This window comes from Streptomyces sp. SP18BB07 (genome assembly GCF_036322545.1).
In the GTDB taxonomy this organism is placed as follows: Bacteria; Actinomycetota; Actinomycetes; order Streptomycetales; family Streptomycetaceae; genus Streptomyces; species Streptomyces deccanensis.
Window position 1 is genome coordinate 101,958 of the sequence record NZ_JAQYWT010000212.1, and the last position, 20,628, is coordinate 122,585.

The 20,628-nt window shown below is 72.4% G+C and carries 19 protein-coding genes and 1 pseudogene; 10 read left to right on the forward strand and 10 right to left on the reverse strand.

The features are described from left to right. The first annotated feature begins 238 nt into the window (after window positions 1-238). The 4 genes from PUR53_RS03410 (at window position 239) to PUR53_RS03425 (ending at window position 5,026) form a co-directional block, all read left to right on the forward strand. Complete coding sequence (locus PUR53_RS03410; protein WP_329907327.1) at window positions 239-2,908, forward strand: SdrD B-like domain-containing protein; 2,670 nt, start codon at window positions 239-241, stop codon at window positions 2,906-2,908. A 188-nt stretch (window positions 2,909-3,096) separates the two neighbouring features. After that, window positions 3,097-3,777, forward strand: coding sequence for a L,D-transpeptidase family protein (locus PUR53_RS03415; protein WP_329907341.1), 681 nt, complete (start codon window positions 3,097-3,099; stop codon window positions 3,775-3,777). A gap of 194 nt (window positions 3,778-3,971) precedes the next feature. Then, the gene (locus tag PUR53_RS03420) at window positions 3,972-4,319 is read left to right on the forward strand and encodes a LuxR C-terminal-related transcriptional regulator (RefSeq protein ID WP_329897180.1); all 348 of its coding nucleotides are present in this window, start codon (window positions 3,972-3,974) and stop codon (window positions 4,317-4,319) included. A gap of 194 nt (window positions 4,320-4,513) precedes the next feature. Next, entirely contained in the window at window positions 4,514-5,026 is a 513-nt protein-coding gene (locus PUR53_RS03425) for a DUF3515 family protein (protein WP_329907328.1), read from the forward strand. Window positions 5,027-5,062: 36 nt separating this feature from the next. Here the strand turns inward: PUR53_RS03425 and PUR53_RS03430 are convergent, their stop codons facing one another. Beyond that, entirely contained in the window at window positions 5,063-5,494 is a 432-nt protein-coding gene (locus tag PUR53_RS03430) for a hypothetical protein (RefSeq protein ID WP_329897182.1), read from the reverse strand. A gap of 120 nt (window positions 5,495-5,614) precedes the next feature. Here PUR53_RS03430 and PUR53_RS03435 point away from each other — a divergent pair, with 120 nt between their 5' ends. Beyond that, entirely contained in the window at window positions 5,615-6,226 is a 612-nt protein-coding gene (locus tag PUR53_RS03435; RefSeq protein ID WP_329897183.1) for a TlpA family protein disulfide reductase, read from the forward strand. Here PUR53_RS03435 and PUR53_RS03440 read toward each other — a convergent pair. From PUR53_RS03440 to PUR53_RS03450, 3 genes are all read right to left on the reverse strand, one after another. Further along, a complete protein-coding gene (locus tag PUR53_RS03440) occupies window positions 6,198-7,190 on the reverse strand; it encodes a hypothetical protein (protein WP_329897184.1) in 993 nt (330 codons plus the stop codon). The two genes, PUR53_RS03435 and PUR53_RS03440, sit on opposite strands and share 29 nt — an antisense overlap. Window positions 7,191-7,326: 136 nt before the next feature. Further along, complete coding sequence (locus PUR53_RS03445) at window positions 7,327-8,223, reverse strand: L,D-transpeptidase family protein (protein ID WP_329907329.1); 897 nt, start codon at window positions 8,221-8,223, stop codon at window positions 7,327-7,329. After that, on the reverse strand, window positions 8,213-8,716 hold the full coding sequence (locus PUR53_RS03450) for a SigE family RNA polymerase sigma factor (RefSeq protein ID WP_329897186.1): 504 nt from the start codon (window positions 8,714-8,716) through the stop codon (window positions 8,213-8,215). Before PUR53_RS03450 ends, PUR53_RS03445 begins: the two co-directional genes overlap by 11 nt. 146 nt (window positions 8,717-8,862) lie before the next feature. Between PUR53_RS03450 and PUR53_RS03455 the strand changes: the two genes are divergently transcribed. The 4 genes from PUR53_RS03455 to PUR53_RS03470 all read left to right on the forward strand — a co-directional run bounded on the left by PUR53_RS03455 (window position 8,863) and on the right by PUR53_RS03470 (window position 11,756). Beyond that, window positions 8,863-9,354, forward strand: coding sequence for an Ig-like domain-containing protein (locus PUR53_RS03455; protein ID WP_329907330.1), 492 nt, complete (start codon window positions 8,863-8,865; stop codon window positions 9,352-9,354). A 157-nt stretch (window positions 9,355-9,511) separates the two neighbouring features. Further along, complete coding sequence (locus tag PUR53_RS03460) at window positions 9,512-10,096, forward strand: hypothetical protein (RefSeq protein WP_329897188.1); 585 nt, start codon at window positions 9,512-9,514, stop codon at window positions 10,094-10,096. Window positions 10,097-10,257: 161 nt separating this feature from the next. Beyond that, complete coding sequence (locus PUR53_RS03465) at window positions 10,258-10,860, forward strand: SigE family RNA polymerase sigma factor (RefSeq protein ID WP_329897189.1); 603 nt, start codon at window positions 10,258-10,260, stop codon at window positions 10,858-10,860. Beyond that, window positions 10,857-11,756 carry a hypothetical protein gene (locus PUR53_RS03470; protein WP_329897190.1) on the forward strand — a complete coding sequence of 300 codons (900 nt, stop codon included), beginning with the start codon at window positions 10,857-10,859 and terminating at the stop codon, window positions 11,754-11,756. The genes PUR53_RS03465 and PUR53_RS03470 overlap by 4 nt, the downstream gene beginning before the upstream one ends. A gap of 112 nt (window positions 11,757-11,868) precedes the next feature. On the opposite strand, the pseudogene PUR53_RS03475 reads toward PUR53_RS03470, so the two are convergent. From PUR53_RS03475 to PUR53_RS03500, 6 genes and pseudogenes are all read right to left on the reverse strand, one after another. Continuing rightward, window positions 11,869-12,354: pseudogene (locus tag PUR53_RS03475) on the reverse strand (permease); the annotation flags it as partial. A 122-nt stretch (window positions 12,355-12,476) separates the two neighbouring features. Continuing rightward, window positions 12,477-13,820 (reverse strand): helix-turn-helix domain-containing protein, encoded by a 1,344-nt coding sequence (locus PUR53_RS03480; RefSeq protein ID WP_329897205.1) that lies wholly within the window; start codon window positions 13,818-13,820, stop codon window positions 12,477-12,479. A gap of 325 nt (window positions 13,821-14,145) precedes the next feature. After that, window positions 14,146-14,790 carry a Uma2 family endonuclease gene (locus tag PUR53_RS03485; protein WP_329907332.1) on the reverse strand — a complete coding sequence of 215 codons (645 nt, stop codon included), beginning with the start codon at window positions 14,788-14,790 and terminating at the stop codon, window positions 14,146-14,148. Between the two features lie 120 nt (window positions 14,791-14,910). Then, window positions 14,911-15,678 (reverse strand): alpha/beta fold hydrolase, encoded by a 768-nt coding sequence (locus tag PUR53_RS03490; RefSeq protein ID WP_329907333.1) that lies wholly within the window; start codon window positions 15,676-15,678, stop codon window positions 14,911-14,913. Window positions 15,679-15,720: 42 nt separating this feature from the next. Then, a complete protein-coding gene (locus PUR53_RS03495; RefSeq protein WP_329907335.1) occupies window positions 15,721-16,107 on the reverse strand; it encodes a cold-shock protein in 387 nt (128 codons plus the stop codon). A gap of 49 nt (window positions 16,108-16,156) precedes the next feature. Then, window positions 16,157-19,930, reverse strand: coding sequence for an nSTAND1 domain-containing NTPase (locus PUR53_RS03500; RefSeq protein ID WP_329907337.1), 3,774 nt, complete (start codon window positions 19,928-19,930; stop codon window positions 16,157-16,159). A 359-nt stretch (window positions 19,931-20,289) separates the two neighbouring features. Here PUR53_RS03500 and PUR53_RS03505 point away from each other — a divergent pair. Then, on the forward strand, window positions 20,290-20,628 hold a 339-nt coding region (locus PUR53_RS03505; protein ID WP_329907134.1), incomplete at its 3' end, for an NPP1 family protein.

The window sequence follows — 20,628 nt, forward strand, 5'->3', positions numbered from 1 at the left end:
CCGAGCGGATGAACCCGCCGGGCCCGGTCGCGTCCCGTACCGCCTCCCCCGCCCCCCCCTCCCGCACCCCTCCACCTCCCCCGAATCTCCACATTTCCGGCATCGCGCCCGCCTTCCCCTCCCCCTCCCGTGCCCCGTTCAGCCTGATTAGTGACGGTTGGCACTTCATATGAATGCAGGCGTCGGCTTCGGGCACCGGGCTCCGTCGCCTAGGCAGGACATCAGGGAGAAGAGGGACGTGGTGAAGCGAAGAACACCGGGGGGTGTGGGCCTGGCCCTGGCCGTCACGGCGGCGCTGGTGGTCGGACTGGCCGGCGAGGCGGCCCCCGCCGTCCCTGCCGCCCCCGGCGCCAGTGGCACCGCGGACGGCAGGGCACCCGGCGACGGCAACGTGACCGTACGGGTCGTCAATGACGTGGACCTTGACGGGACGTACGACCACAGTCTGGAGAAGGGCCGGGCCGGTGTGCGGGTCACGCTCACCGACGACCACGGCACCGTGGAGACCCGGACCACCAACGCGTACGGCGTCGCCTGGTTCCAGCCGACGGCCTCCGCGCTGCGCGGCGGCAAGTACCGCGTCCAGGCCTACAACCCCGACTCCCGCACCCTGCAGCCGGCGATCGCGGGCCTCGGCGACGGACCGGGCGTGATGCGCAGCAGCGTCGGTTTCGTGAACGTCTCCAGGGGCCGGAACACGATGTACACGACCGGCTTCTGGGAGCCGGGGCTCTACTGCCAGGAGAACCCGGACCTGGTGACCTGCAACCTCACCAAGGGCGACGCGCCCGACACCCACAAGGGCCTGGTGCGGTTCTCGGGGAACTTCTCCGACACCCACCCCGGCGGCACGGTCACCCGGCTGACCAACAACCAGCAGCAGGGGGCCGTGTTCGGCATCGGCAACGACCGGACCGGCAACACGTACCTGGGCACACTGGTCAAGCGGCACGCCGCGTACGGGCCGGCGGGCGCGACCAACACCATCTACCGCCGCAACAGCGCCTCCGGGGTGAGCACCTTCGTCACCCTGCCGGGCCTGCTGACCGAGCACGACGAGGCCGAGGACTGGCTGCGCGACAACCCGGTCTACAGCAGGGTCGGCCGGGAGGGCATCGGCGACGTCGACGTCTCCGGTGACGGCAAGACCCTCTACGCGGTCAGCCTCAACGACTCCCGCCTGTACTCCGTGCCGATCCGCGGCACCGGCGACGGGGTCTACCCGGGCACCTACCGCTCGCACGTCATCCCCCGCCCGGAGGAGTGCGCCGGTTACTGGCACCCGTACGGCATCGGGGTGCGCGGCGGCCGGGTCCTCGTCGGCGGGGTGTGCGGCGCGGAGAACACCGTCACCAGGAGCGCCCCGTGGGGCGACCCCTCCCAGGTCACCTCGCACGTCTACGAGTTCACCCGGGGTTCGTTCCGCCCACTGTTCAAGACGGCCATGAACTACCCGCGCGGCTGCGCCTACCGGTTCACCGGCACGCCCGCGACCGCGCCCCGCTGCACGAAGCCCTCCAGCGTCGGCAGCCCGCTGAGCGCCATGTGGGAGGCGTGGAACCAGCGTGTGCCCACCCCCGGCCGGCTCTCCTTCGTCTCCGCGCCGCAGCCGATCCTGTCCAACATCGAGATCGCCGACAACGGCGACCTGATCCTCGGCTTCCGCGACCGGTTCGCCGACATGCAGGGCACGGCGACGTACCCCTTCAACGCCCCCCGCGACGCCTCCAAGGTCAGGGCCGTCGCCGCCGGTGACGTGCTGCGGGTGTGCACGACCCGGAAGACGTACACGCTGGAGAACAACGCCCGGTGCGACGCGCTCTACGGCGCGCTCCCCCACAACGACGAGGGGCCGGGCCACGGCGAGTTCTACGCCGACTCGACGAGGCTCGCGGACGCCCACATGGACCAGGTCACCCAGGGCGGCACGGCCCTCCAGCCGTACCGGAACAAGCTGTGGAGCACGGTCCACTCCCCGTTCGACGGGAACCCCTGGGAGCAGGGCGTGCGCCGCTGGAACGCCACCAAGGGCAAGACCGAGGGCAACCTCCTGGTCCAGCGGACCTGGAGCGCCGACGCCGCGCAGCGCGCCATGCTGTTCGGCGAGGGCAACGGCCTCGCCGACCTGGAGCTGATCTGCGACCGGGCGCCCGTCCAGGTCGGCAACCGCGTCTGGTTCGACACCGACGGCGACGGCGTCCAGGACCCGTCCGAGCCGCCGGTCAAGGGCGTGAAGGTGACGCTCGACCCGACGTCGTCGTCCGGCCCGGACCTCGTCACGTACACGGACGCACGCGGCGAGTACTACATCGGCAGCCAGGGCCGGGGCGGGCTGCGGCCGAACACCACCTACCGGGTCTCCTTCGACCACGGCGGCGTCGACACGAACGCGCTGCCGGGCCGTCCGAGCCGCGCCTCGCTCAAGTGGACGGTCAAGGGCGCAGGTTCGAACCGTGCGATCGACTCCGACGTCGACGCCCACGGCCGGACCACGGTCCGGGTCGGCGACGCCGGCCATGTGAACCACACGGTCGACGCCGGTCTCACCCAGTCGGTGCGGCTGACGCTCGTCAAGCTCGACAAGAAGAGCGCCAGGCCGTTGCCCGGCGCGGTGTTCGAGCTGTGGCAGGACACCAACGGCGTCCGCGGCCTCCAGCGCCACGGCCTGCGCAAGGACCGGTTCGTCAACGACTGCGCCACCTCCCGCAGCGGCCGCTGCTCCTTCGGCTCGCTCCTGCCGGGCACGTACTTCCTGGTGGAGACGGACGTCCCCGAGGGCTACCTCAAACCGAGACGGCCGGTCACCGGGCCGTACGTCCTCACCCCGCGGAACGCCTCCCACGGCAACGGGCTGTTGGTGAAGCTCTTCAACGCACGGGGCGAGGCCTGCAAGGGCAAGAAGTGCTGACGCCCTGACGGCGGTGCCCGTTCGGCCCAGCAGGACGTCTCCGGGGCGGGCCGCATGCCGTATCTCTGGGAGGGGGTTCGGCGAGTGAGCGAGTACCGGAGGCCGCGTTGACGAGACGAAGGACACGGAAGGCCCGCAGGACCCAGAGGAGCCGGATACGTGTGGTCGCGGTGCTGTCGTCCGCCCTGATGGGGTGGACGGCGGCACCCGCCGGCGCGTCGGCGCCCGTCGACTCCGCGGCGCCCGCGCCGGAGTGCGCGGCGCGGACCGGTCCCTACCAGTGGGACCTGGAACGCCATCTCAAGCTCCCGGCGGACGGCAGGCAGTCCACCGCCGACTGCGTGGCCATCCGCGCCTTCCAGCAGCGTACGGGCGTGAAGCCGGCCGACGGTTACGCGGGCCTCGCCACCTACCGCACGATGCTGGTGGTGCAGGCCCGCGCCAACCCCAACGCGGCCGGGAAGTGTCCGGTGCGGACGTACCAGGTGACGTGCGTGGACCTGGACCGGCAGCTCGTGTGGGTGCAGCGGGGGAAGGAGGTGATCTACGCGCCGGTGCCCGCGCGCACCGGCAAGGACGGCGAGGAGACCCGTACCGGCTGGCACACGGTCTACTGGAGGAACCGCGACCATTTCTCCGACCTGTACAACAACGCGCCGATGCCCTTCGCCCAGTTCTTCAACGACGGCCAGGCCTTCCACGGCGTCCTCGACGACCTCTTCCGAGGCGGCTCCCACGGCTGTGTGAACCTCCGCTACGCCGACGCCGAACGCCTGTGGCACGTCATGCACGAGGACGACGCGGTCTACATCTGGGGCGCCAAGCCGGGGACCTGGCGCTCGATGGGTCCGCCGGTCAGCCGTGGATGATCGCGGCGGTCCGGGTGTCGCGGCGATCCGGGTGTCGCGGCGACGGCTCGGGCCCGGGGATGGCCCTCTGTGACGTGCCCGTGTCATTACGGGGGTGCTTCTTGTCAGTAGCGGACGCTAAGTTGGAGGGAGATCGCCGCCGCACCCGGGGCACGGGGCTCTGTCGGGAAAGCGGCATCGGGAAGGTCCGACCCATGACCAAGAGGTCTGACGTAGGAGACACGGCCTGCGCCTACCGGCGCACGGGGGCCGATCCGGTTCGCGACATCAGCAGGCTCAAGACCCTGACGGAACGGGAGAAGGAAGTCCTGCTGCTGCTCGGAACGGGCCTGGGCAACCGGCAGTTGGCCAGGGAGCTCGGCATCGCCGAGCGGACGGTGAAGGCGCATGTCGCCCGCATAGTGGAGAAGCTGGAACAGCAGACACGGCTGCAGGCCGCGGTGCTCTCCGTCCTCGCCCACGAGCTGCTGTGTGCCGATCCACGGTGCGCGTGCGGTTCCGCCGCTCCCCTGTCCCGGCTCGCCCGGGCGTCCGCAGTCTGATCCACCGCCGCGTTTTGGCGTTCACTTGTGGAAATTTTGACCATTCGCTGAAGCGCGTTGGTCTGAGCGGAGGGGCCCGTCAGCGGGCCCCTCCTTCGCCGTCACCATGACGTACCGCCATCACCACGATCCACACGACCCACACGACCCACACGACCCACACGACCCACACGACCCACCGCAGGAGTTGACGGATGAGACGCCCTTCCCGGCGTGCCCGGATCGCGATCGGGACAGCCATGGGAGCGGTGCTGGTCGCCGTACCGCTCGTGGCCCGGGAGGTCTCCTCACCCGCCCTGGACCTACGGCCGGCCGCCCGCGCCGAGGACCCGGCCTGCGCCCGGATCGCCGACCGCTACCCCGACCGGATCGCGGGCGAGTCCCGCGACCCCGTCTCCGTCACCGGCGTGGCCTCCTGGGGCAACGGTGGCGTGGTGCTGCGCTGCGGCCTGGAACCGCCGGCCGAGACCCCCGACCCGTGCGTCGAGGTCGACGGCGTCGACTGGGTCTTCCGGGAGGACCGCTCCACGGGCTCCGGCTACCGCGTCCTCGTCACCTACGGCCGGACCCCCGCCGTACAGGCCTTCGTCGACGACCGGGTCACGGCGATCGACGGCGTCCTGGTGGACCTCAGCGACGTGGTCAGGCCGATCGAGCGGGCGCCCGACGACGAGTGCGTGTCCGCCGCCGACGCCGCCCCGCGCTGACGGGATCCGGTGCGGCGGCCGCGGGGCGAGGCCGTGTCACACCACGCGGGGGCCACCGCTCAGACGGCCCGAGGGGGCCGTCGGGACGAGCCGGTCGTAGCGCCAGGCGCACAGGCCCAGAGCCATCAGGAACTGCAGGTCGAGCAGGGCGACGGTCATCATCACGAAGGCCCAGTCCACCGCGTCGGCCGTCCCGTCACCCGCCCACAGGCCGCTCGCCACCAGGCACAGCAGATACAGGACCGCGTACACCGACGTGTCGATGGTCGCGGTGCGCCAGCGCGACAACGCGGGCAGCGCCTTGCGGACCACCGTCAGCACGGCCACCGCCACCAGCGGGAAGAGCAGTCCCCCGCCGACCGCCGTCACCCCTCCGGCCCCCACGCTCAGCACGGCCGTCCCCCACAGCCAGGAGGGAAGGGTCACCACGGCCGCGTACTCGACCGCCCTGCGCCAAGGCGTGATCATCTGCGCTCCTCGCATCCCCGTACGTCACCGGCGGTCAACCGGTGGCCGGACCAGTGTCCCAGCCGGCTCCACGGGGCCGATCGGCAGGCTCCCCAGGGGCGTTGCCTAAGCTGTACGGCGATGAGAACCAACCCCCGTGCGGCCCTGTGCGTGGTGGTGGCCGGGCTCGTGATGACGGGCTGCGCCACGCCGAAGCCGCTGCCGACCGATGTGGAACAGGGCGAACAGGCCGAACAGGGGGAACGGGGTGAACCGGGTGCACGGGGCGGGCTGTTCAAGAGCATCCCCGTGGGCGAGCGGCCCGCCGCGCCCGACTTCGCGGGCAGCACCGTCGACGGCGGATCCGTCCGCCTCTCCGACTACCGGGGTCAGGTCGTCGTCGTGAACGCCTGGGCCTCCACCTGCGGACCCTGTCGCGTCGAGTCGCCCGATCTCGACCGTGCGCAGCAGGAGTTGAAGACGCGGGACGTACAGGTCCTGGGCGTCAGCACGGACGCGTCCCGGCCCAACGCGCTCGCCTTCCAGCGGGACCTCGACCTGTCCTACCCGAGCCTGCACGACCCCGGCGGCAAGCAGTTCCTGAAGCTGCCGGACGGACTCGTGAACCCGCGGATCCTGCCCTTCACCCTCTTTGTCGACCGCGCGGGCCGGATCGCCGGGGCCGTACAGAGCACGGTGTCCCAGGAGGACGTGCGGAGCGTGGTCACGCCGATGCTGGAGGAGGAGGGGTAGCGGAGGCGGCGAGTGCTCCGGTGCGGATGGTGGGCCGCTGCCCCAGGGCCTCGTCCGAGGACCCCTCGTCACCGGAGTCCGTGGACTGCTCGTCGGACGGTGCCTTGGTGTCCTTCTTCTGAGGCTTGGGGGTCTTCTTCGGTTCGTTCTTCGGTGCGTTCTTCGGCTCCTTTTTCTTGCCCTTCTTCTCCGTCTTCTCCGCCTGTTCCTTCAGGAGGCTCTGGAGGCGTTTGATGCCGGCCTTCGCCGCCTCGGTGGTGGCGGTGTCGTCGATGCCGTAGAGGCCGCCGTGGGTGAGCAGGGCGGCGGTGTCGCCCACGCGTACCGTGGCGAGGTCGAGGGTGAGGGCGCTGTCCTCACCCTCCAGGCCACCGCTGACGACCAGCCGCAGGCCCTGGCGGGCGTCACCGAGGTTGCCGGGCAGTTCGACGGGGGTGACCTCGGCGCCGTACTCCCGCCCCTGGACACCGGTGATGGTGAACTCCCCGCAGGTGTCGACGAGTTGGCCGAGGCGACGGAGGCGGGCGTCGACATCGGCCTTGTCGTACGCGCCGACCTGGTAGCGCAGCTGGGCGCCGTACTCGTAGTCGTCGAAGCCGGTGACGGCCGTGCCGCCCCTGGGCTCGCCGAGGACGTCCTCGGCGTAGACCGCGTCGAGGAGCGCCTGGCACTCGGGGCGGTCGGTGCGGCCCTTGAGGAGGCCGTCCCGCCAGGTCGCCGCGCCCTGGGTGTCGGACCAGGCGTCGCCGAGATCGTCCTGGCGCAGCAGTGCGCTGCGGGCGCGGGCGTCGGTGAGTGCGGGGGTCGCCGGGGCGGTGGGCGAGGCGGAGGCCGTGGTCTCCTCGACGGAGGCGGCCTCGGGGAAGCCGCGGGGGTGCCCGGGGTCGTCCACGACGCAGGCCGCCGCCCCCGCGAGCATCCCTAGGGCCATGACCCGGGCGAGAACACGGTACGGACGACGCATGGCGGAGCCTCCCGAGAGCACGACGTTGCCGTACCTACGCCAACACCGCTCGTGGCCGCCCACCAGCGCACAGGGGCGTACGGGTGAGGTGGTCCCCCGGACAGCGGCGGGGCTTCCCGGGGAGGTGGCCGGTCGGTCACCCGGAGGACGTGCGAGAGGGGATGGGAGGGAAGGTGGGGGTGGAGGTGGGGGGCGTCGTGGGCGGGGTGGGGGAGGTGCCCCGGATGTCCACGATCGCGCCCGTGGTCAGGCGGCCGTACAGCCAGCGGGCGTCCGTGGTGCGCAGGCCGATCCAGCCGGAGGTCATGTCGAAGGTGCCGGGGGCCTTCTCGTTGTGGGGGAGGGCGGCGATCCAGACCGCGCTGTCGCCCGGGGTCAGCGTCGGAGCCGGGCTCGCCCGCCCACCAGTGCCGGTTGCGTCGGTCGGGGCGGTCTCGGGGTCGGGGTCGGCGTCGGGGTCGGGGTCGGCCGGGTCAAAAGGGCCGGCTCCGGTGTTCGTGTCGGTACCGGCAGTCGCCTCGGTCAGGGCCGACTCGCCGGTGGCATCTGCGGCGGCCGGGGCGGCCGTCCCGACCGGGGTCAGTTCCAGGACCCACGTCAGCTGCCCGTCGTACTCGTCGCCGAAGCCGAGCGTCGCGCCGGGGACGAGTCTGACGTCGGCCTTGGCTGTGACGGTCATCCGGCCGGTCGGGGTCGGTGTCTCCAACGTGCCTGCCGAGATGGGCAGTTCGCGACCGGCGACGGTGAGGACACGGCGGGAGAGGTCGACCGTGGCGTCGGGAGCCTCGGCCGTGGCGCCCGGCGGGATGCTCGCCGTCGTGGAGGGGAGCTGCTCGGTCCCGTGCGAGACGGCGTTGAGGGTGAGGACGGCGGCCAGGCCGGCCGCAGCGCAGCCGCCCGCGACCGCGGCGGTCGTACGGCGTCGACGACGACGTCGTCCGGCGGTGGCGCGGACCTCGGCGCCGGACCCGGGCGGCACCGACTCGGCGGACTCGGCCAACGCGCGCAGCCGGACGGTGAGTTCATCGAACACGGCCGTCCTCCTTCGCACCCTCGCCGGGGGCCAGTTCGCGCGCCAGCGCCGCCCGGCCACGGGACAGCCGGGCCTTGACCGTGCCCACGGGGGCACCGGTCTCGGAGGCTACCTCCTCGACACTCAAGTCGCACAGATGGTGCAGAACCACTGCCATCCGCTGGGCCTCCGGAATCCTGCGCAACGCCTCGACCAGCACCGCCCGCTCGGGATCGGGTCCCGGCGCGTGCTCCGGGGGCGGATCGCGGCGCACCAGCTCCAGCCAGCGGCGGGCCCGGCGCCACCGGCTCACCGCGAGCCGCATCGCCACGGTCCTGATCCACGCCTCGGGCGCTCCCTCCGCGAGGAAGTCCCGCCGCCGGTCCCACGCCCGTACGAAGGCCTCCTGCACCACGTCCTGCGCCTCACCGTGGTCCCCGGTGAAGGCGTAGAGCTGGCCGGTCAGTCGGGGGAACGCGGTGGCGTAGAACGCGTCGAACTCTTCCTCGGTCATGCCCCCGCCGTCGTCAGAAGTCCCGTGCATCGCCATGCAACCCGGTCGCCCCCGTCGTGCGTACAGGTCCCGAACGTACGCCCGAGCCCATCGAAACACATCGCCGACAGCAACTGGGGGAGACCATGACCACGGGGAGCAGGGCCATGAGGAACAGGGCCGCGAGGAACGGGGTCGCGATGGTCGTGTGCGCGCTCGCGCTCGCGCTGACGGGGTGTGCGGGGAGCGGGGAGGGAGTGCGGGTCGAGGGGCCGAGCGAGATACCGAGAGCCCAGGCCCGGGCGGACGCGGCCGACACGGAGAACGTGCACGTGGAGACCCCTCCCACGCCGCCGCCGGTCTTCGACGGTGTGCGGGTGAACATCGCCGAGGGCCAGACCGTGGGCGTCGGCACGCCGATATCCGTCACCTTCGCCCGCCCGGTGCCGAAGGCGGAACGCGTGGCGGTGGAACGGCAGTTGAAGGTCACCACGGACGTCGGCTCCGAGGGTTCCTGGGGCTGGGTCGAGGACCGGAGACCGGCCGACGGGCAGCGCGTCGACTTCCGCCCGCGTACCTCCTGGCAGCCCGGCACGAAAGTCACCATCGAGGTCGGCGCGGGCCTCACCCGGCACTTCACCATCGGACGGACGGCATAGGAGGAAGCGGTCGGCACACGAAGGCGTCGCGAGAAGCCGGAGAAAATACTTCCGCCGGTGTCATCCGTCCCGTACACCTCATGGGTTTCAGGAGTGTCAGACCAAGCACCTGGACCAACACACCTTTGGGGGTCGTCCGTTCATGACCGTGACACGGATGCACACACTCGTCGCCGTCGCAGCGCTGACCACGCTGCTGGCGGGGGCGTCGACGACGTCGTACGCCGCCTCGCGGGGGGAGGCGGCGCACGGCGTCGGCACGACGGTGGCGGTGGCGGAGGCCGCCGCCGCGAAGGCGGCAGCCAGAAAGGCGCCGACCCCGCGCATCGTCCTGCCCGGTGAACACGTCGTGGCCGCGCCGGGATTCGAGTTCTGGCTGACGGAGGAGGGCAAGCACTGGATGGAGCCGGACCTGCCCGACTTCCCGCAGTTCCGGAGCGTCGTCGACGGCAACATCGACCGGAGCCGGCCGGGAGTGTCGCTCCAGGCGTCCGCCTTCGAGGGGCGCTACTACCTCTCCGGCGTCTACTACGGGGGTAAGGGGACCGCCTCCCGCGTGGCGGTCCGGACGAGCACGGGCACGGTCCACGGCAAGCTGCTCGAACTGCCCGGCAAGCCGGGCTGGGGCGTCTGGTACGCCATCGCCGACCTGCCCGCGGCGGACGACGGGGAGGAGTTCCTGCGCGGTGTGACCGTCCTGGACACCAAGGGCGGCGTCTACTCCCAGCTGCGCCTGCGCTGACCCGACCGGAGCGGGTGCGGGAGCGGGAGCGGGAGCGGGGAGCGGGCGTGACCGTCCCGCTCCCGCACCGCACGCTCCCCCGTTCCGATCCGTTCCGATCCGTTCTGTTTGGTTCCTGAACCCGTTCCCGAACCCGCTGCCGATCCCGAGGACCGTCGCCCGTGCCGCAGGAGAAACCCGGAGCACCGGAGGCCGGCGACTTCGCCGCGTACGCCACCGCCGCCTGGCCCCGTCTGGTGCGCACCGCGCACATGCTGACCGGCGACTTCCACGAGGCCGAGGACCTCGTGCAGACCACCCTGGCGAAGGTGTACGCCCGCTGGCGGCGCATACCCCGCGACGACGTCGACTTCTACGTACGGCGCTCGCTGGTGAACAACAACATCAGCCGCGTACGGAAGAGACGCGTGGCGCACCTGCTGACCCCGTTCCTGCCCGAGCGGGTGCACGAGCGGCACGCCGGTCACGCCGAGTCGATCGCCCAACGGGCCGCCGTCACCCAGGCGTTGGCCGCGCTGTCGGCCCGGCAGCGGTCCGTGCTGGTGCTCCGCTTCTGGGAGGACCTCAGCGAGAGCGAGATCGCCCAGCTGCTGGGCTGCTCGCTCGGCACGGTCAAGACCCATGTACGCCGGGGGCTGCAAGCCCTGCGCGCCCACCCCGAGTTCGCCGACGCGGCTCACGCGGACCGCCGCGACCACGGCTCCGCCCCCTCCCTCCCGTTCGTCCCGGCGCCACCCTCACCCGTCCCCGGAGCCCGCCCATGAACCACCCGACCTCCGGGACCGGCCCGGACACCGCGGCACAGCCAGCAACAGGAGCAGGAGAAGCGGGAGTTGGTGGAGGTGCGGGCACGCCGGGCCGCACCGGCGCGCGTCTCGCCCCGGACCGGGAGGACACCGGCGGCACCGGCGACATGGGTGACGCCGGCGAGACCGGGCGGCGGCTGCGGGCGGCGTTCGCCGAGGCCGCGTACGGTCTCACGCCCCCGCCCGTACCCCTGGAGGCCATCGAACGGGAGGGGCGCAGCCGTCGACGGCTGCGCCGGGCCGCCGCGCTGAGCACGGGCTGCGGGCTGCTGCTGCTCCCGCTGGTCACGGTGCTGGCCCTCCGCCCCGACGGCTCCTCCACCACGGTGCAGCCCATGGCCCCGCCGGACCCGCGGCCGAGCGCGAGCGCCTCGTCGACGCCCACCCGTCTCACCACCCCCGGGGCCGGACAGGTGCGGGTCGTCGCACCGGGCGAGAAGCTGCACATCGGCGACGGCACGCGGATGTGGCTGACCGAGGAGGGCAAGTACGGGGACACGCCCGGTGTCTCGGAGGTGCCCGAGTTCCGCAGCGTGGTCGACGGCAACCTCGACACGAGCACGCCGGGTGCCTCGGTGCAGGAGACGGCGCGGGGCCCCGAACAGTCGTTCCTCACCGGCCTGTACTACGGCGGCCGGACCGTGGCGGCCGGTGTGCGGATCGAGCTGTACGACGGCCGGACGCTCGACGGCACGGTCGTCCGGCTGGCCGGCAACGAGGAGTGGGGCGGCTGGTACGTGCTCGCGGACGTCGAGGAGGGCGTCTCGAACCCCGGCCACATGCGGGGCATCACCCGCAAGGTCACGGTGTACGACAAGGACGGCGGCGTGGTCGCCTCGCTGGACCTCGGCTGAGGCGGGCGGTCACCGCTTCTCGTACGGGTTCCCCGGTCCGGCCACCCGCCGCACCGACCCGGCGTCCAGAACCGGGGGCCAGGCCTCGCCCGATCCCAGTGCGCCCTCGGCTGACCACGGCCGTGGCGAGGGAGGCGACCAGTCGGCCGAGGGCCATCGACGGCTGGCCGGGGAAGGCGACGGAGGTGGCGACCAGGACGACCGGGTTGATCGCGGGGGCGGAGAGCAGGAACGCGAGGGCGGCTGCCGGGGCCACACCGCGTCGCATCAGGCTCCCGGCCACCGGTACGGACGCGCACTCGCACCCGGGCAGGACGACACCCGCCGCGCCCGCGACGGGGACGGCGAGCGCGGGGTCGCGCGGCAGCAGCCGGGCGAAGACCCGTTCCGGGACGAAGGCCCCGATCGCCGCCGACACCAGGGTGCCGAGCAGCAGGAAGGGCACCCCCTGGACGACGACCGCCGTGAACACGGTCCACCAGGCGGACATCGCGGGAGTGGCGAGGTCGAGCGCGACCACCGGCCCGAGCACGGAGGCGACGGTCACCACGGCGACGAGCGCGAGGCCACCGGGCACGACGTACGACAGGACCCGCACGACGAGCCAGACACCTCGGGCGCCTGCGGCGCGTCCCGCCCGTACGCCGGTGATCCGTCGGACTTCCTCGGTCTCCACTCCGTGCACGTTAGGGAGCGGGGCTGTGCGGGAGACCGGAATCGTCAAAGAGGGGGCTGTGCCGGCGCCGGGCCGAGAGTCGTGGTACCGGGGGCCGTACGGTGGCCGAGGCCCGTGCGGTAGGCGTCGAGGGCGGCCTCCACGCGGCCGGTGCGGCGGTACAGGTCGCCCAGCAGCCGGCACAGGTCGGCCAGGTCACCGGCGGCGCCGGCCCGCTCCAGCAGGCTCAGCGCCCGTACGTAGTGTTCCTCGGCGGCGTCCGTGTCCCGCCGGTCCTCGGCGATGATGCCGAGGAGGCGGTGCGCGGCGGCGGAGTGCAGGGCGCCGCGTTCGGAGCTGAGGTCGCTGAGCACCTCGCGGAGCAGCTCGGCGGCCTCCTCGGACTTGGCCCGGCGGTGCAGGACGTCGGCGAGTTCGACGGCGACCTGGCTGGTGTAGAGCGCGGCACGCTTGGCGGAGAGCATCCGGCGGGCCTCGCGCAGTTCCTCCTCGGCGCGGGCGTAGTCGCCGTTCTGGGCGTGGAGGTAGCCGCGCATCCAGTGGCAGTTGGCCAGCTCGGTGCGGATCTGGAGCTGCCGGTAGAGCTCGGAGGCCTTGGCGAGGGACGCGTCGGCCTCGGCGATCCGCCCCTCGGCGATCATCGTCCGGGCGACCGAACGGTGCATCCGGGCGACGAGTGCCGGGTCACCGGACCGCGGGGCGAGCGCGAGGGCCAGCTCGGCGGCCTGGGCGGCGCGGGCGTGGGCGCCCATGTCCATATAGGGGGCGATGACGCCGGTGTAGAGGAGGAGCAGGGCGTCGGGGTCGTGCATGCCGTTGCGGTTCAGCTCGTCGAGCGTGGACTCGTACAGGTAGCAGGAGTAGCGGAGTTCACCGGCGAGGTAGTGGGCGGTCGCGCGGCCGCGCAGGGCGGGGACGCGGGCCGGCAGCGGGGCGTCGCCGAGCCGCTGCTCGACCTGCTCGAACCGCAGCTGGGCGGTCTCCAGGTCGCCGGTCTCCAGGGCGCATTCGCCGAGGCCGAGCAGCGCGTCGGCCTGTTCGGCGATCAGGCCGTACTTCTCCGCCTCGGCGAGGACGACCGTGAACCCCTCGGCGGCGGCCTCGCCGGCACCGCTGGCGAGTGTGCGCTGGGCGCCGGTCAGCCGGAGCCGCAGTTCGGTGGCGTAACCCTCGGGGCGCCCGGTGGCGAGTTCCTCGTAGCCGACGCCGAGCCGTTCGGCGATATGCCGCAGCGCGGGTTCCGAGGCGCGCACCCGGCCGGCCTCCAGGGTCGAGATGTACGCCGGGGTGTACGCCGGTTCCGCCAACTGCCGCTGTGTGAGGCCCCGTTCCGTCCGCAGTTGCTGCACTCTGCGCCCGATGACCTCGGGGTTGTCACGCTCGGCCATGCCTGCCATGACGTAAGCATGCCAGTAACCCCGCTTACACCGGCCGTTTTGCCCAACTCCCCAACGCACTCTTGCCGTTGGTAGGCCAAAGCCTTACGTTAAGCGACACGTTAAGCACGCTTAACTCACCGAGTCACCCACCCGGTCACCGTCGTAGCCCCTGTCGCATCGCCGTCGTCGCCGCCGCCGCTGGGAGGTCCCCGTGATCCGAGACCTGCTCACCCGCCACGCCCGCTCAGTCGCCGCCGCGCTCCTCGCGATCACCGCCCTGATGACAGCGGCCAACGCGTTCCCTCGCTGACGGAGCCGGTCGTCCCGCGTCGGCTCAGAACTCGGCGGTGTCCAGGTCGAAGCCGAGGGGACCGGGCAGGGGGACGACCATGCCCAGCTTGCACTTCACCGCCTTCGCGTATGTGTCTGCGGCCGGCTCCGAGAACACCGTGACCTCGGCTTCCTCGTGGTCGATGAGGAGGTACACAGGGATACCGGCGCGGGCGTAGCCGAGGATCTTCGTCTCGCGATCACGGTCCCCGGTGCTGGTCGAGGTGACCTCGGCCACGAGAAGGACAGCGGAGGGATCGTGCCACTCCTGCTCGTCGTCGAAGGTGCCCTTGGGGGCGACGGCGAGGTCGGGGACCACGTGCCCTGTCATGGAGCCACCGGGGACGTCCAACCCGATGCCGGTGTAGCTGCGCAGGGATCGGTCTCGGCGGCGGTCGACAACCTGTTCCGTCAACTCCGCCACGATCTCCTCATGCTCCCCGTTGGCCGGAGGCGTCACGCAGATCTCTCCTTCGATCAGCTCTACGCGCCACCCCCTGGGGGCCGTCGCACTGAAGAGCTGGAAGACCTGCTCGACGCTCGCACCTGTGTGGTCAGGCACGTCGCTGTCGCCGTCAGGGTCGTCGAAAGGACCGCTGATGTACTCGCCCTGGTACCCCGGCATGATGATCGGCTCCGCCGTCGCCATGCATGACAGACCTCCTTCGCTCAGCGCGACGTTCCCAGCGTAGACCGGAAGCCCGCACGGGGAATCCGGAGCCGTTCACTCGAACGAGCGTGCCGTTACGTTTCCGTGCGGGCGGGCTTCTCAGTCGGCCAGGGCGGCTGCCGTCGCGCGGGCGAACGCCTCCGGGTTGTCGAGCATGACGTTGTGGCCGCAGGCCGGGATCGGGACGACGGTCACGCCGGCCTCGGTGAGGGCGGCGGTGCCCGGGACGGGGCCGTCGGCTTCGGGGTGGAGGTAGGTGCGGGGGATCTTCAGGTCGAGCAGCAGCTCGCGCATGGTCGGGCGGGTGCCGTGGGCCAGCCGCGCGGCGCTGCGGTACAGGGCCTCGGGGCCGACCAGCCGCATGGTCGCCCACCACTGGGCCCCGGCCAGTTCCGCGAACTCCTCCCGTCCGCCCGCGAGGAACTCCTCCTCCGTGTACGCCGCGATGCCGTTGCTCCCGACCACCCCGTGCGTGGGCACCAGCGGATCGAGGTTGGAGTCGATCATCACCAGCTTCCGCACCAGCGCCGGGTGCCGGGACGCCAGCACGATCCCCACCGAGCCGCCCATGCTGTGCGCGACCAACTCGGCGCCGGTGACGTCCGCCGCCGTCAGGGCCCGGGCGAGCGCGTCCGCGTGGGCCTCCAGGCTGTAGTCGAAGTCCGTCGGACGATCGCTGACCCCGTGCCCGAGCAGGTCCACGAGCAGCGAGCGGCGCCCCGCGAGGAGGGGGTGGACCGCGACCTCCGTGAAGTACGCGGACGACGTGGCCCCCAGCCCGTGCACATACACCCGGCAGGGCTCCTCCCCCGGCAACTCGACCCACCGGATCCGGTCCCCGGCGTCCGTGACCACGGCCTCACGCATGTCGCTCCCCCTCGCCCCGGCCGCCGCCCTCGGCCGACCGGGTCACTCGTCGTCGAACTCGATGTGGACGTCGGTCAACGCGAACACGTCGTCCTCCTCGTCCTCGTCATCATCTTCGTCCTCGCGGTCGTCGTCGTTCCAGGTGGCCGCCTCGTCCGTCGGGCGGTGCACCCGCGTCGCCCGGTACGCGTAGCCGTCCTGATCGGCCTCCTCCCAGGTGAACAGGACGGACTCGCCGGGTTCCAGGGACGCGAACGCGCCCGGGGCCGGGGTCCGCACGGCCGAGAAGTGCGCCCAGATTTCGCCGGGCACTTCGGGTGAGGTCAGCACACCCCAGCCGGACTCGTCGTCCCACGACCGAACAGTGCCATGAACCGGATGACTGAAGATGTCCGCGTCCGTGTCGCCGAACGCCGGTCCGGTCACCACGACGAAGATCGTCCTCGACCGCTGAACCACCACGGCCGACCGCTGCCCCTCAGTCGCACACCCTTCTGTACGGCGCGTCCGGTACGTACGTGTCCCACTCGCTCCTCGTCAGGTCCTCGTTCCCGGCGCGGGCGCAGACGTGGGCGATGGCGCGGGTGGGGTCGACGGAGTGGCGGTGGAGGGGGACGTGGCCGCCGCCGGCGTAGAGGGTGGCGCTGTCGGGGCTGAAGGCGAGGGAGGCGACGGGCTCGCCGGGGGAGGGGAGCGGGTCGCCGAGGGGCTGTTGGGTGGTGGTGTCCCAGAGCTGGATCGTGCCGGCGTCGCCGCCGACGGCGAGGGTGGTGCCGTCGGGGCTGAGGGCGAGGGCGCCGACCGCCTCGGGGGTGTCGCCGAGCGGGGCCGGGAAGACGTTGCGCAGGACGCCGGCGCGGCGGCGCAGGTCGCCGTCCCACAGAGCGACCCGGCCCGTGAGGTCGCCCGCCGCCACGCGGCTTCCGTCGGGGCTGAAGGCGATGGCGCTGGTGTGGTCGCCCTGGACGAGGTCCAGCGCGACGCTCCGATCGGTACTCCGGCGGTAGACGCGGTTGTCGCCGACGATCATTTCGGTGTCCGGGGCGAGGTTCAAGCGGGTGCCCGCCAGACCGGGCCCGGTGGCGACCTTCGTCCGGCGACGGTCGGCCGTGTCCCAGTGCTCGGCGCTCAGCTTGCCGGCGGCCGAGGTGCGGCCGGTGAAGAGGGTGCGGCCGTCGGGAGTGAGGGCGAGGGTGGTCACCGCCGTGCCGGACTCGGTCGTCGCCAGGTCCAGCGCGGTCTGTTCGCGGTCGCGCGTCAGGTCCCAGACGGTGAACCGCTGGGGAGCGGCCTGTAGGCCGGGGGCGGAGACGCCGTAGACGAACCTGCCGCCGTCGGGGCTGAACGCCATCACCGGGACGGTGTCCCGAGGGTCGACCGGCTCCCCGACGCGGGAGCGGGACATGAGCGGGGGCGGGGGCGGCAGGGCGCGGACGAGGCGGCCGTCCTCGGTGTCGCGCAGCTGGAAGTGGTGGCCGGCACCGGATCGTTCGGCGGTGGCGAACACCCGGCCGTCCGGGCTGAGCAGCGTGCCCATGGGCCGGTCGCGCCAGGCGGAGGTGACGGTCGTCACCAGGTCGAGGGTGTGGACCGTACTGCCTTCCAGATAGCGCAGGACGGGCGAGCCGGGGTCCCAGGCGAGGCCGCCGTGGAGCTGCTGGTTGTTCAGGGGGTGGCGCAGGACGGGCGCGGCGGGGTCCGACAGCCGCCACACCCGAATCTCGTCGGCGGCACCGGCGGTCGCCAGGAACCTGCCGTCCGGGCTGAAGGAGGCGTACCGCACACCGGGATCGTCGATCTCGGCGACCGGGCGTCCGGAGTTGATGTCCCACACCCGGACCCCGTCCTCGGAGACGGCGGCGAACTGGGCTCCGGCGCCGAACACCAGCGCCGAGTCGGCACCGCAGACGCCCTGGGCCCCCTCCCATGAGCCCGGCAGCACACGACCGGTGCCGATCTCCCGGACCTGCGGGGCCTTCCCGGCGGGGCACACGGCCACCAGCCGGCCGTCGGCGCTCGGCACCACGTTCGCCGGACCGGCCTCCCGCGTCTCGAACAACACCTTGCCGCCCACCACGGACCGCAGCCGTACGCGGCCGGGCCCGGGCCCGGAGTCGGAGCCGGGGCCGGGGTTGGTGTCGGCCACGACATAACCGCCGCCGCCGGCGCCGACGGCGAACGCGTGGTGGCCGGGCGGCAGTGGCTCGCCGTCGGCCCAGCGGGCGGCACGGGTGTCCCACAGACGTATACGGCCGTCAGTACCGGCGATCGCCAGGATCCGGGCGTCCGGGCCGGCCGCCTGGACCTCGCCCTCGGGGAGGCGGCCGGAGCCGGTGCTGCGGCGCGTGGCCAGGTTCCAGGTCTCCCAGGCGCGGTCGTCGACGCTGAGCAGGGTGCGGCCGGAGTCGGCGAGGAAGCGCTGGGAGTGGTAGCCGGTCGCGGGGTCGCTGAAGGAGTCCAGTTCGGGCTGGGTGAGGGAACCGAGGAGAGCCCGGCGGGTCTCGGGCAGCGGGGCGATGCGCCAGGAAGCGGCGCCCAGTAGCAGGGCGGCCCGGGGGTCGGTGGTGCGCAGGCCGTCGGCCACCGCGGCGATGCGACGGGCGGTGTTCTGCGTGCGCTGTCGCCGGTTGTCGTCGTGCTCCCCCCAGGCGGCGAGGCCCGCGACCAACGCCACGGCGAGGACGGCCGAGAGCGCGCCGATCAGTGTCCGGGACCGGAGGGTGGAGCGGGCGGCGGCCCGGCGCTCCGCCTCACGGGCGTCGAACGCGGCGGTGAGGAAGTCCCGTTCGACCTCCGTGAGCGCGAGGTCGCGGCGGTGGCCGGGGAAGACCTCCGCGGCGCGGGCCAGCCGGGTGCCCCGGTAGAGGGTGCAGGGGACGCGGTCGTGCTCCAGCCAGGCACGGGCGGCCTCGGTGAGCTGCCGGTGGTGGCGCAGCCGTTCGCGGTCCTGCTCGACCCAGCCGTACAGCCGGGGCCAGCTGCCGATCAGCGCCTCGTGGGCGAGGCGCACGCCGTCCTCGTCGACGGTCAGGAGCCGGGCGCAGGCGAGCCGCTCCACCACCACGTGCACATCGGGGTGGGACCACTCCAGGAGTTCGGCCCGGGTCAGGGGGCGCCCGGTGTCGACGGTGCCCCGGCCCGGCTCGACCAGCCGCAGCAGCAGCTGCCGGGCGGCGGCGGCCTGTGACGCGGACAGCTGCCCGTACACCTCCTCGGCGCTCGCCGCGATCGCGCCGCCCAGTCCGCCGGCCGCCTCGTACGCGGCCGTCGTCAGCATGCGGCCCTGGCGGCGCCGCCAGGTCTCCAGCAGCGCGTGCGAGAGCATCGGCAGCGCGCCGGGCCGGCCCTGGACCTCCTCGACGACCGCCGCGGCCAGCGACCGTTCCACCAGGAGACCGACCGCCTGCGCGGGCCGCACCACCGCCTCGCGCAGTTCGTCCGCGTTCATCGGGCCGACCAGCAGCCCGGCGCGGCTCAGCGCGTTCGCCAGTTCCGCGTGTTCGCCGCAGCGGGCGTAGAAGTCGGCGCGTACGGCGATGATCACCCGCAGCCGGGAGCCGGGTTCCCGGGCGGTGAGCAGCAGGTCGATGAAGCGGGCCCGCTCCGCCTCGTCCCGGCAGAGGGTGAAGACCTCCTCGAACTGGTCCACTACCACCCAGCTCTCCGGCCCGTCCGCCGCGGGGGTCAGCAGGTGTCCGTACGTCTCGGCCGGTCGGGCGCCCGGCGTGAACACCCGCAGCACCGCCGCGCCCTCCCGCCGCGCGATGGCCTCGCGGACCCGGGGGACGACCCCGGCGCGCAGCAGCGAGGACTTGCCGCTGCCCGAGGCGCCGAACACAGCGGCGAAGCTGTGCGCGGTCATCAGCTCGCACAGCTCCGCCACCAGCCGGTCACGGCCGAAGAACAGCTTCTGGTCGTCCGGTTCGAAGCGGGCGAGGCCCCGGTACGGCGCCGGCGCGTCTTGCTCGTCGCCCGCGGAAACCGCCGCGACCGCCGCCTCGGCCTCCTTCCAGTACACCTCCCACTCGCCGGGGTCCCCGCCGCACGCCTTCACATACCCCAGGACGACCGCCAGCGAGGGCAGCCGCTCCCCGGCCGCCGCCTGGGACAGGGTCGTCGCCGAGAATCCGGCGTCCTCGGCCATCGCCCGGTACGAGGGGCCGCCGGCGGCCCCGCGCAACTCCCGCAACCGGTGGGCGAGTAGCTGGACGGGCCCGGCCGCCGGGTCAACGGCTCTTTCCGGACGTCCCATACACCTAACCGCTTCCGAACCATTACGACATTTCAGAGATTTCCGATACTCACGGCATTTCTCGATACGTCGAGTAAATCCGGGTCAGGGCATCAACGTACGTATCCCGCTGACCAACCGAAACACTGCGGCCGCAAAGTGTGGCGTTGATGACAGCGGCGGTACGTGCCGCCGAACAATCCGGAACCGTTGGCCGGATTTGATTGCCCTGGTGAGAGTAGGTGTCGATCAACTCTCCGCTTGTCAGTCTCTGTCCCGTCAAGCCGGATCAGCCGGCGTCCCCCGCCGCTGAGCAGCTTCTGCCCCGCAGAGCCGGATCACCGGCGTCCCCCGCGCAGAGCAAGTGGAGAGAACCGCTGATGTCCCAAGCACTGAAGAGCAGGAAGTCCCGCCTCGGCCGCCTCGGGCGTTTCGCGCTCGTCGCGGCCAGCGCCGCCGCGCTGACCATCGGTCTGACCAGCAGCGCCCACGCCGGCGTACTGACCCCCCTGCCCGAGAGCACCACCACGTTCCAGAAGACCTTCCAGCCGGTCTTCGACTACGACACGGACAGCTGCCTCCCGGTCGCCGCCATCGACCAGTGGGGCAACCTCAACGGCGGCCTCGACGACAGCGGAGCCATCACCGGCCAGTGCCGCGACAACCACCTGGGCAGGGCCAACGTCTACTCGCGGGCCAAGTGCAACAACGGCTGGTGC